This is a genomic window from Pantoea sp. JK (genome assembly GCF_026130245.1).
GTDB lineage: Bacteria > Pseudomonadota > Gammaproteobacteria > Enterobacterales > Enterobacteriaceae > Pantoea > Pantoea trifolii.
The window spans coordinates 81,137-93,278 of the sequence record NZ_JAINFN010000005.1; the positions used below are offsets into that span (position 1 = coordinate 81,137).

At 56.5% G+C, this 12,142-nt stretch carries 8 protein-coding genes; 6 read left to right on the top strand and 2 right to left on the bottom strand.

What is annotated here, in order from left to right; genetic code table 11:
* The first annotated feature begins 18 nt into the window (after positions 1-18).
* The gene (gene tadA / locus PanJK_RS12740) at positions 19-513 is read left to right on the top strand and encodes a tRNA adenosine(34) deaminase TadA (protein WP_008101500.1); all 495 of its coding nucleotides are present in this window, start codon (positions 19-21) and stop codon (positions 511-513) included.
* Here tadA and mltF read toward each other — a convergent pair.
* On the bottom strand, positions 510-1,967 hold the full coding sequence (gene mltF / locus PanJK_RS12745; RefSeq protein ID WP_256697136.1) for a membrane-bound lytic murein transglycosylase MltF: 1,458 nt from the start codon (positions 1,965-1,967) through the stop codon (positions 510-512). The two genes, tadA and mltF, sit on opposite strands and share 4 nt — an antisense overlap.
* Positions 1,968-2,237: 270 nt before the next feature.
* Here mltF and purL point away from each other — a divergent pair, with 270 nt between their 5' ends.
* The 5 genes from purL (at position 2,238) to glnB (ending at position 10,585) form a co-directional block, all read left to right on the top strand.
* The gene (gene purL / locus PanJK_RS12750) at positions 2,238-6,128 is read left to right on the top strand and encodes a phosphoribosylformylglycinamidine synthase (protein WP_265300128.1); all 3,891 of its coding nucleotides are present in this window, start codon (positions 2,238-2,240) and stop codon (positions 6,126-6,128) included.
* A 606-nt stretch (positions 6,129-6,734) separates the two neighbouring features.
* Positions 6,735-8,162, top strand: a complete 1,428-nt coding sequence (locus PanJK_RS12755) for a sensor histidine kinase (RefSeq protein WP_256697133.1) — start codon at positions 6,735-6,737, stop codon at positions 8,160-8,162.
* Positions 8,163-8,165: 3 nt separating this feature from the next.
* Positions 8,166-8,837: a two-component system QseEF-associated lipoprotein QseG gene (gene qseG, locus PanJK_RS12760; RefSeq protein ID WP_265300131.1), complete on the top strand. Its 672-nt coding sequence runs from the start codon at positions 8,166-8,168 to the stop codon at positions 8,835-8,837.
* 2 nt (positions 8,838-8,839) lie between these two features.
* Positions 8,840-10,171, top strand: a complete 1,332-nt coding sequence (gene glrR, locus PanJK_RS12765) for a two-component system response regulator GlrR (protein WP_256697131.1) — start codon at positions 8,840-8,842, stop codon at positions 10,169-10,171.
* Between the two features lie 75 nt (positions 10,172-10,246).
* A complete protein-coding gene (gene glnB, locus PanJK_RS12770) occupies positions 10,247-10,585 on the top strand; it encodes a nitrogen regulatory protein P-II (RefSeq protein ID WP_007886217.1) in 339 nt (112 codons plus the stop codon).
* Between the two features lie 48 nt (positions 10,586-10,633).
* On the opposite strand, the gene hmpA is transcribed toward glnB, so the two are convergent.
* Complete coding sequence (gene hmpA / locus PanJK_RS12775) at positions 10,634-11,818, bottom strand: NO-inducible flavohemoprotein (RefSeq protein ID WP_265300162.1); 1,185 nt, start codon at positions 11,816-11,818, stop codon at positions 10,634-10,636.
* Between the last annotated feature and the right edge of the window lie 324 nt (positions 11,819-12,142).

A 12,142-nucleotide genomic window follows, 5' to 3' on the forward strand; every position in this document is an offset into this window, starting at 1 on the left:
GTCCGCAGGAGCTGCCCGGTGAACCCACAAACTGATGAATATTGGATGCGTTATGCGCTGGAACTGGCGAAGCGCGCGTGGGAGCAGGGCGAAGTGCCGGTTGGTGCGGTGCTGGTGCAGGGTGACAAGGTGATTGGCGAAGGCTGGAATCGGCCGATTGGTCAGCACGATCCTACCGCACATGCCGAGATCATGGCGCTGCGCCAGGGCGGCAAAGTACTGGAAAACTATCGTCTGCTGGATACCACGCTGTACGTCACGCTGGAACCCTGCGTGATGTGCGCCGGTGCGATGGTGCACAGCCGCATCACGCGGCTGGTGTATGGCGCTAAAGATGAGAAAACCGGCGCGGCCGGTTCACTGCTGGATGTGATTGGTCATCCCGGCATGAATCATCAAATTCAGATTGATTGCGGCGTGCTGGCGGAAGAGTGTGCCGGGATGCTGAGTGACTTCTTCCGCATGCGTCGCGAGCAGAAGAAGGCGCTGCGTCAGGCGCAGCGCACCGGTTAATTCATCGCAATTTTCGGTTCGACCGCCGGGTAACCGGCGCCTAATTCCGCTTCCAGCGCAGACTGCTGCGCTAAACGCTTCTCCTGCTCCTGCAAATATCCCACCAAACTGATCTGATACTTACGGATGTTCTCAACGTAGTTATAGGCTTCGTGGCCGCGCGCATAGCCGTAAGTGGTTTGCGTGTAGTAGCGCTTCTGACTGAGCATTGGCAGACGCAGCTTCACATCGGCCCAGCTGTCCGGATTGCCGCCCTGTTTTGCCGTCAGCTTGCGCACGTCCAGCATGTGCGCGTAGCCCATGTTATATGCCGCCAGCGCGAACCAGATACGTTCCTCTTCCGGAATGGTCTCCGGCACTTTCTCCATCATGCGCTTGAGATATTCGCTGCCGCCGCGAATGCTCTGTTCGGGATCGAGGCGATCGTCAACGTCGAGGCTATCGGCGGTATTGCGCGTCAACATCATCATGCCGCGTACGCCGGTTGGCGACGTAGCCTGCGGATTCCAGTGCGATTCCTGATAAGAGATCGCCGCCAGTAAACGCCAATCCATGCTGGCAGAATATTTCTCAAACAGCGGTTTGATATCCGGCAGCGTGTTATCAATGGCGCGCAGGAAGGTGCGGGTATCAACGTAGTCAAAGGTGCCAACGTGGCCGAGATACTTCTCTTCCAGCCGCGCCATGGTGCCTTCCTCGCCCATCTGGCTGTAGAAGTCGAGCATCGCAGCGCTCAGGCTGTCGTCATCGTTACGCGGCAAATACCAGGTTACCGGCTCTTCATCGGTCACATCAAATGCCACCGCCAGCTGCGGATGAATGCGCTGTAGCAGGCCGATGGTGACCGAATCGCCCACCGTATAATCGAGTTTGCCGTCGGCAACCGCTTCAAGCAGCGCTTTCTGGCCCTGATCGGTGGAGATAGCCCAGTCGAGATCGGGATAGCTGTCAGCTTTGGCGGAACGTAAAGTTGACAGATATGCCGAACCGGACTGCACAATCAGGCGGCCTTTGAGATCGCCCAGATTCTTCGGCCGGGGCTTATCAATGCGGTACACCAGCTGCTGCGACACCGAATAGTAGCTCGGGCCACTTTGGTAGTGTGCGAGGCGCTCGCTGTTGTAGATCAAGCCGGCAGCCAGCAAATCCGCTTTTCCGTCATCGAGGTCGTCAAACAGATCGCCGAGGTTAGGACGCACCTCAACTTCCAGTTTCACGCCCAGGTAATCGGCGAAGCGCTTCGCCAGCTCGTAATCCATACCGGCTGGTGCATTGTTAATGGTGTAGTAAGTCAGCGGAGAGTTAACGGTACTGATGCGCAGCACTCCGCGTGATTTGATCTGTGATAGCGCGTCTGTTCCGCCCCCGTACCACGGGATGGAAGGCCACAATGCTAGCGCAAGCAGCACGGTGATCAGACCGATAAACAGATAGTTTATTTTTAGGCGTTTCAAATAGTTGTCTCGTAATGGCTCACAGGCCTCTGTCTTTTAAAGGCAGTATTTATGTTGTTTTAACTCCCAGAGCGAGGGGCATTTTGCGCAACAAAAAGGGGCAGGGCAACTTTTATAGCAAGAATTGTGCAAAATTCAGCCAAACGCCAGGTGCCAGAATTTATGCGCAAACGGTTTCGTAACCCGTGCTGTTTCTCTATAATACCGCCCGTTTTCCCCTGTTGCGCCCAATGAAGCGTCGCCCGGCACTTCAAAGACGAGAGATCTTTAATGATGGAAATTCTGCGTGGTTCGCCCGCTCTGTCGGCATTTCGTGTAAACAAACTGCTGACCCGCTTTCAGGACGCTCACCTTCCGGTGAGTGATATTTACGCCGAGTACGTCCATTTTGCCGATGTTAGTGCACCGCTCAGCGCGGATGAGCAAGCCCGCCTGCAACGCCTGCTGAAATACGGTCCTTCTCTCGCCGAACACGCGCCACAAGGGCGTCTGTTGCTGGTAACGCCGCGTCCCGGCACTATCTCTCCGTGGTCATCGAAAGCCACCGACATTGCCCACAACTGCGATCTGCCACAGGTATTGCGTCTCGAGCGCGGTATGGCCTTCTATGTGCAGGCGCCTGAGCTGACGGAAGCACAGTGGCAGCAACTGGCTAGCCTGCTGCATGACCGCATGATGGAAACGGTGTTCGCTGACCTCAACGATGCGCAGCAGCTGTTTGCTCACCATCAGCCGCAGCCGCTGAAGAGCGTTGACGTGTTGGGCGCCGGTCGCAGCGCGCTGGAGCAGGCCAACACCACGCTGGGCCTGGCGCTGGCCGATGATGAGATCGATTACCTGCTTGATGCCTTTACTAAGCTGGGCCGCAATCCGAACGACATCGAGCTCTACATGTTTGCGCAGGCAAACTCTGAGCACTGTCGTCACAAGATTTTCAATGCCGACTGGATTATCGACGGCGAAAAGCAGCCGAAGTCGCTGTTTAAAATGATCAAAAACACCTTTGAACATAATCCTGAGCACGTGCTGTCTGCCTATAAAGACAACGCTGCGGTAATGGAAGGTTCCGAGGTTGGCCGCTTCTACGCCGATGCGCAGAAGGGCGAATACGAATTCCATCAGGAAGAAGCACATATCCTGATGAAGGTCGAAACCCATAACCACCCAACCGCCATTTCACCGTGGCCGGGTGCCGCGACCGGTTCCGGTGGCGAGATTCGTGACGAAGGCGCAACCGGACGTGGCGCCAAGCCAAAAGCCGGTCTGGTCGGTTTCTCGGTATCGAACCTACGTATTCCAGGCTTTGAACAGCCGTGGGAAGAGGATTTCGGTAAGCCGGATCGCATTGTCACCGCGCTGGATATCATGACCGAAGGCCCATTGGGCGGCGCGGCGTTCAACAACGAATTTGGTCGTCCTGCCCTGAACGGCTACTTCCGTACCTATGAAGAGCGCGTCAACAGCCACAATGGCGTGGAGCTGCGCGGCTACCACAAGCCAATCATGCTGGCGGGCGGCATCGGTAACATCCGTGCCGATCACGTGCAGAAAGGCGAAATCGTGGTGGGCGCCAAACTGATCGTGCTGGGTGGACCGGCGATGAACATCGGTTTGGGCGGCGGCGCGGCATCTTCGATGGCGTCTGGCCAATCAGATGCCGATCTCGACTTTGCGTCAGTACAGCGCGACAACCCAGAAATGGAACGTCGTTGCCAGGAAGTGATCGACCGCTGCTGGCAGCTGGGCGAAGCCAACCCGATTCTGTTTATCCACGACGTCGGCGCGGGCGGACTTTCGAATGCGATGCCAGAACTGGTGAGCGACGGTAATCGTGGCGGTAACTTCAACCTGCGCGACATCCTCAGCGATGAGCCAGGCATGAGCCCGCTGGAAGTGTGGTGTAACGAGTCGCAGGAACGTTATGTACTGGCGGTTGCCCCTGCACAACTGGCGCTGTTTGACGAGCTGTGTAAGCGTGAACGCGCACCTTATGCCGTTATCGGTGAAGCCACCGAAGAGCTGCATCTGAACCTCGCCGACAGCCATTTCGACAACAAGCCAATCGACATGCCGCTTGACGTGCTGCTGGGCAAAACGCCGAAGATGACGCGTGATGTTGCCAGCCAGCAGGCTAAAGGTGATGCGCTGCAGCGTGACGGCATTAGCGTAGCGGATGCGGTAAATCGCGTGCTGCACTTGCCGACCGTGGCAGAAAAAACCTTCCTGATCACCATTGGTGACCGCAGCGTAACCGGCATGGTCGCGCGCGATCAGATGGTAGGTCCGTGGCAGATTCCGGTTGCGAACTGCGCCGTCACCACCGCCAGCCTCGATAGCTATCACGGTGAAGCCTTCTCCCTCGGCGAGCGCGCGCCAGTGGCGTTGCTCGACTTCGCCGCTTCAGGTCGTCTGGCCGTCGGTGAAGCGCTAACCAACATCGCTGCAACCTCAATTGGTTCGCTGCAACGCGTGAAGCTGTCCGCAAACTGGATGGCCGCTGCTGGTCACCCGGGCGAAGACGCCGGCTTGTACGCTGCGGTGAAAGCGGTCGGCGAAGAGCTGTGTCCGGCGCTGGGTATCACCATTCCGGTAGGCAAAGACTCGATGTCGATGAAAACCCGCTGGCAGAATGGCAACGAACAGCGCGAAATGACCTCGCCGCTGTCGCTGGTGATCACCGCCTTTGCGCGCGTTGAAGATGTGCGTCGCACCGTGACGCCACAGCTGCAAGCGGATCAAGACAACCTGCTGTTGCTGGTGGATCTCGGCAACGGCGCGAACACGCTTGGCGCGACCGCGCTGTCGCAGGTTTATCGTCAGCTGGGCGACAAGCCTGCCGACGTGCGTGACGCCACGCAGCTGGCGGGCTTCTTCAATGCCATTCAGGCGCTGGTGGCTGAGCAGAAACTGCTGGCTTACCACGACCGTTCTGACGGCGGCCTGTTGGTCACGCTGGCGGAGATGGCCTTCACCGGTCACTGCGGTATCGAAGCCGATATCGCCGCGCTGGGCAGCGATGCGTTAGCCGCCTTGTTCACCGAAGAGCTCGGCGCAGTGTTGCAGATCAATGCAGCGGATCGTGCAGCAGTCGAGAAGGTGTTTGCTGACCACGGCCTGAGCGCTAACCTGCATGTGATTGGTAAAGCGTTGCCGGGCGATCGCTTCGTGATCCGTTCTGGCGACAGCGCGGTGTACAGCGAAAGCCGTACCACGTTGCGTACCTGGTGGGCAGAAACCACCTGGCAGATGCAGCGTCTGCGTGATAACCCAGCCTGTGCCGATCAGGAGCATGCAGCGAAAAAAGACGATAACGACCCAGGTCTGAACGTTCATCTGACCTTCAAGCCAGAAGAAGATGTTGCGGCACCGATGATTGCGACGGGCGCACGTCCGCGTGTGGCAGTGCTGCGTGAGCAGGGCGTTAACTCACACGTGGAAATGGCTGCCGCCTTCCATCGTGCAGGCTTTACTGCGGTTGATGTGCACATGAGCGATCTGCTGGCTGGTCGTCGCGGTCTGGAAGAGTTCCAGGCGCTGGTCGCCTGCGGCGGCTTCTCGTACGGTGATGTGCTGGGCGCGGGCGAAGGCTGGGCGAAATCCATTCTGTTCAATGGCCGCGTGCGTGATGAGTTCGAGAACTTCTTCCATCGCCCACAAACGCTGGCACTTGGCGTGTGTAACGGTTGCCAGATGATGTCGAACCTGCGTGAACTGATTCCAGGCAGCGAGCTGTGGCCACGCTTTGTGCGCAACCAGTCCGAGCGTTTTGAAGCGCGTTTCAGCCTGGTTGAAGTCGCGGCGAGTCCATCGCTGCTGCTGGATGGCATGGTCGGATCGCATATGCCAATCGCGGTATCGCACGGTGAAGGTTTTGTCGAAGTGCGTGACGGCGCGCATCTGGCACAGCTGGAGAGCAAAGGTTTAGTGGCGCTGCGCTTCGTCGATAACTTCGGCAAAGTGACAGAAAGCTATCCGGCCAACCCGAATGGTTCGCCTAACGGCATCACTGCGGTAACCAACGAAAGCGGTCGCGTCACCATTATGATGCCACACCCAGAGCGTGTGTTCCGTACCGTGAGCAACTCCTGGCATCCGGCGGAGTGGGGCGAAGACAGCCCGTGGATGCGTATCTTCCGCAACGCGCGCAAGCAGTTGGGATAAGCAAAACAAAGGCCGCTAAACAGCGGCCTTTTTCACATCTCTCGTAAGGTCGCCATTCATGGCGACCTTGCTAACATCCGCATGGGTTCCCAACTGTCGGAAAACAACGACAATCCCGCCTTTATGTTGTCGCCAAAAGGTGACACTTAAATTATTGATTTATATAGCGAGTAAATTAGCGTACTAAACTCGTTGCTAATCAGCGACACTTTTCACTGACCGTCCGGTCCGCTTTTCTCCCGGATCCCGCTTCCTGTCTGGTATTTCTCTGATAATAAATGCTATTTATTTATTGGCACGATACTTGCTATACTCCTTGCGTGGCTCATTCACCTGTTTATGATTGCCCCGCTTTAGCGGCTGAGCTCATAAAAACCGAATGACGCACCAAACGGAGCCTGTCGTCCACCTCACCGATAATCGTTTGCTCTACAACGTTATCAAACATCGGACGCAACGTTGAGTTAGGCTCCACCTAATTTGCAAGCGATGCTGCGGCGTCGCTCCCACGGCAGGCCAAAAGGCCTGCCGTTTTCATATCTGGCCTTTCTTCCCTTTTGATACTTCGCTAGCATGCCTGCAGCTCACATTTAAGGAAGCGCGGTTGTGATGAAATGGCGTCTGTTTCCCCGATCTCTGCGGCAGTTAGTGTTAATGGCTTTCCTGCTGGTTCTGCTGCCGTTATTAGTTCTGGCGTGGCAAGCGTGGGAAAGTCTTTCGGCATTAAGCAACCAGGCAGCCGATACCAACCGCAACACCTTTACCGATGTGCGTCGCAGTGAAGCGATGGCGCGAACCGCGCTGGAGCTGGAGCGCAGCTATCGTCAATATTGCGTGCTCGGCGATGTGTCGCTGGCGAAGCTGTATCAAACGCAATGGACGCGCTACGGCCAAATGCTCAGCAGCCACGCCGCCAGTTTACCCGATCTGCCCTCTTTTAAAGTGCTGCAAACCACCTTGCCGCAGCTGCAGCAGTTGCAATGCGACAACGGCAATCCTGAGGCACAAGCCGCCAGCGCGTTGGAGCGCTTTTCAGATAACAATACGCAAATGGTGCAGGCAACGCGCGAAGTGGTGTTTTCGCGCGGTTTACAGCTGCAGCGTGAAATCGCCGATCGCGGTCAGTTTTTTGGCTGGCAGGCGCTGATATTGTTCCTGATAAGCCTGGTGTTGGTCTTGCTGTTTACGGGAATGATCATCGGTCCGGTGAAACGGGTCGAACGTATGATCAATCGCCTGGGCGAAGGTAAAGCGCTGGGCGATAGCGGTAGCTTCCGGGGGCCGCGTGAGATCCGTTCGCTGGGGCAGCGCATCGTCTGGCTGAGTGAGCGTTTAAGCTGGCTGGAAGAGCAGCGCCACGAATTTTTGCGTCATCTGTCGCACGAGCTGAAAACGCCGCTCGCCAGCCTGCGTGAAGGCACTGAACTGCTGGCCGATCAGGTCGCTGGTCCCCTGAATGCCGAGCAGCAGGAAGTGGTGGCAATCCTCGATACCAGCAGCCGCCATTTACAGCGGCTAATCGAGCAGTTACTCGATTACAACCGCAAACTGGCCGATGGCCCAATGGCGCTGAAGCCCGTGGCGCTAAATGAAATCATTGATTCGGTGGTAAAAGTGCACTCGTTGCCCGCCAATGCGCGTGAAATGACGACTCATGTTGATCTGCAAGTGCATCATTGTCTGGCGGAAGCGACGCTGCTGCAGCGAGTGATTGATAACCTCTATTCGAACGCCGTGAACTACGGCAGCGAATCCGGTAACATCTGGCTGCAGAGCCAGCAGAAGGGCAACCAGGTGTGGATTGAGGTAGCAAACACCGGCACACCGATTCCGGCTGAAGAGCAGGCGATGATTTTTGAGCCCTTTTATCAGGGCAGCCAACAGCGCAAAGGGCCGGTTAAAGGCAGCGGGCTGGGTTTGAGCATCGCCAAAGATTGTCTGCGCAGGATGCACGGCGATCTGCAGTTGGTAACACGCAAGGATGCGGATGTCTGTTTTCGTATCATTCTGACGACCAGCGCCGGGAATGCCTGATTAATGAAATTAACCCTATTCAAACTTGTGGCCAGTGCCGTGCTGGTTTTGGGCCTCAGCGCCTGCCAGGCACCGTCACAAGATCGTACGCAGCATAATGGCGTCAGCGTGCCAGAACCGGACGTGCGCTTGCCGGATTATCTGGCGGCCGATTGCCAAAACGTGTGGCAAATCGAAACGCCAGCCTCCGCCGGCAATCCGCTCTATTGGCAGCGCGCCATGGATTGCGCCGAGCGCTTATCGCCGGCCGAAGCGCGGGCTGAAGCACGTCGTTGGCCGGTGCAAGGCTGGGCGCGCGCCTTCAAGCAGGGCATCTTGCTCGCTAACGGTAACGTCACGCCGGTTGAGCGCCGTGATTTTGTCACCACCTTAGACGGTTACAGCGCGGCGTATCCGGCGGCGGTGCGTCCGTTGTTGCAGCTGTGGCGCAGCAATCAGGCGGCTCAACTGGAGCTGAGTGAAGCGCGTGGACGCTACGCCGCTTTGCAGCAGAGTAATGATGCGGAGATGGATAACCTGCGACAGCAGCAAACCAAAATGCGTCAGTCGCTGGCCGATACCCAACGCAAGTTAGAGCGTTTAACCGATATTGAACGCCAGCTATCGTCGCGCAAAGCGCCCGACAGCAGCGACACATCGCACGGCGGCAGCGATGTGCAAAGTGAGGATCAGTAACCATGAAACAAGCCGCACGTTTATTGCTGGTGGATGACGATCCGGGCTTATTGAAACTGCTTGGCATGCGCCTAAGCAGTGAAGGCTATCAGGTCGCGACGGCCGCCAGCGGGCCAGAAGCCCTGCGCCATCTGCAAAAAGAGAAGGTCGATCTGGTGATCAGCGACCTGCGCATGGACGAAATGGATGGTCTGGCGCTGTTCGGCGAAGTGCAGAAACGTCATGCGGGCTTGCCGGTGATCATTCTCACCGCGCACGGATCGATCCCGGAAGCGGTATCCGCCACGCAACAAGGCGTGTTCAGTTTTCTGACCAAACCGGTTGATCGTGACGCCTTGTACAAAGCGATAGATGAAGCGCTGGCCCAGCGCGCGCCGATCAGCGATGACTGCTGGCGTGAAGCGATTGTGACGCGCAATCCGCAGATGCTGCGTTTGCTGGACCAGTCGCACATGGTGGCGCAATCTGACGTCAGCGTGTTGATCAATGGGCAAAGTGGCACCGGTAAAGAGGTACTGGCGCAGGCAATTCATGCCGCCAGCCCGCGCGCCACTAAGCCGTTCATCGCCATCAACTGCGGTGCGCTGCCGGAACAGCTTTTAGAGTCCGAGCTGTTTGGCCACGCTAAAGGCGCCTTTACCGGCGCGGTTAGCGCACGTGAAGGTCTGTTCCAGGCGGCCGAGGGCGGCACGCTGTTTCTCGATGAGATTGGCGACATGCCGCAGGCGCTGCAGGTGAAACTGCTGCGTGTGCTGCAGGAGCGCAAAGTGCGGCCGTTAGGCAGCAACCGCGATTTGGATATCAACGTGCGGATTATTTCCGCGACGCACCGCGACTTGCCCAAAGCGATGGAGAAGAAGAGTTTCCGCGAAGATCTCTACTATCGCCTAAACGTGGTGAACCTGAAGATTCCCGCGCTGCACGAGCGCGCTGAAGATATTCCGCTGCTGGCAAATCATCTGCTGCGCCAGTCGGCCGATCGCCATAAACCTTTTGTGCGTAGCTTCTCGGTGGATGCAATGAAGCGGTTGGTCAGCGCGGCATGGCCGGGCAATGTGCGCCAACTGGTCAACGTGATTGAGCAGTGCGTCGCCTTGAGTACCGCGCCGGTGATCGGTGATGCTTTGGTTGAACAGGCGCTGGCGGGCGAAAATACCGCGTTGCCCACTTTCGTCGAAGCGCGTAATCAGTTTGAGCTCAACTATTTGCGTAAATTGCTACAGATGACCAAAGGAAATGTCACCAACGCTGCGCGTCTGGCTGGACGTAACCGCACTGAATTCTATAAGCTGCTGTCGCGCCATGAATTGGACGCCAGCGAATTTAAAGAGTAGCTTGCTGCGGCGGCGGCAGGAACACGTATACTATATTTATCCGTCCATCATGGAGGGAGTTAAAAAGGATCTGTCATGAAAAAGATCGATGCAATTATCAAACCATTCAAACTCGATGATGTACGTGAAGCGTTAGCTGAAGTGGGCATCACCGGGATGACGGTCAGTGAAGTGAAAGGCTTTGGTCGTCAGAAAGGTCACACTGAGCTGTATCGCGGCGCTGAGTACATGGTTGATTTTCTGCCAAAAGTGAAAATCGAAATGGTGGTGGGTGACGATATCGTCGATACCTGCGTAGAAACCATTATGAAAACCGCGCAGACCGGCAAAATCGGTGACGGCAAAATCTTTGTCTTTGACGTGGCGCGCGTGGTGCGTATCCGTACCGGTGAAGAGGACGAAGAGGCGATTTAAGCCCCTTCGCGCATTGCCTGAAAAACCTGCCTTGTGCAGGTTTTTGTTTTACAGCACCTTGTGCGGGCCGAACACTTCGTAGTGGATGCGATCGGCATTGATGCCGGCGTCAACCAGTTGACGCGCGACAAACTGCATAAACGGCAGTGGACCACAGATCCAGAACTGACGATCGGCCTGATTGAGCGCGGCGGATACGCTTGCTAAATCCATCAAGCCTTGCGCGTCGTAACGTCCGGCGTCTGCACCTTCCGGCTGACGATACCAAACGTGGCTGGTGAAGTTTGGCAGGCGTTCGCCAAGGGATTTCACCTCTTCGGCAAATGCATGCTGCGAACCGGCTTCTGCGGCGTGCAGCCAGTTAACCGCCGCCGGATGTTGCTGCTGCGCCAGGTTAGCCAGCATCGCCAGCATGGGGGTTTGACCGACGCCAGCCGAGATCAGCGTAATCGGCGTAGCGGCTTCAGCCTGCAGGAAGAAATCACCGGCTGGCGCAGCGCACTGCACGATATCGCCCACCTGCGCGTTATCGTGCAGCCAGCCCGACACGCTGCCCAGCGCTTCGCGTTTAACCGCGATGCGATAAAACTGCCCATTGGGCTGGTGCGTCAGCGAATACTGGCGATGCTGGATATTTTCAAAACCTGCCGGTTGTAAGCTGATCGCCAGATACTGTCCCGGCAGGAAGGTTGCCACCGGCTGACCGTCGTTTGGCACCAGTTCAAAACTCTTGATTACCGAACTTTCCTGATTGATGGCGCGAATACGGAAATCACGCGCTCCGCGCCAGCCGCCGGTTTTCTCTTCGGAGGCTGAATAGATGGCTTCTTCACGCTGGATAAACACATCGGCCAGCACACCATACGCTTTGCCCCACGCGGTCAACACCTCTTCACCCGGATGCAGCAGCTCATCAATCGTCGCCAGCAGATTTTCACCGACAATGGCGTACTGCTCAGGCTGAATGTTCAGGCTGGCATGCTTCTGCGCAATTTTCTCCACTGCCGGCAACAGCACGGCCAAATTTTCCAGATTGCTGCCATACGCCACAATGGCGTTGAACAATGCTTCCCGCTGATTGCCGCTGCGCTGATTGTTCATGTTGAACACGTTTTTCAGTTCAGGATGTTGCGTCAGTAAACGCTGGTAGAAATGGCCGGTAAGTTGCGGACCGATCTGGGCAATGGCGGGCAAGGTCGATTTGATGGTGGCGATGGTTTGCGCGTCGAGCATGGTGAAATCCTCAAGGTGAATTTAAACATGTATTTTAAATGCATCTTATGAGTAATCGCAGCGCCTGTAAATCCCCTGTTGTGATTAAGGATTAAGCAAAAGAGGTGCGAGCTGGCCCGCAAAGCTGAAATTCTTTCGCGATGAAAGTGAGCAAATTTCGTGATTTTCCGGTTTGCAAAAAAGCGTAAAAAACCCGTTCCAGCGCCATGCCAATCGTTTGCGCAAAAAGAGGGGATTGACGCTACCGTCACCTGTCAAAACCGTTTACACTGTTCGCCTTCGCCCCCTAGCCGGGGCCTAAACTGCCGTTAAAAAGTTAGCTGA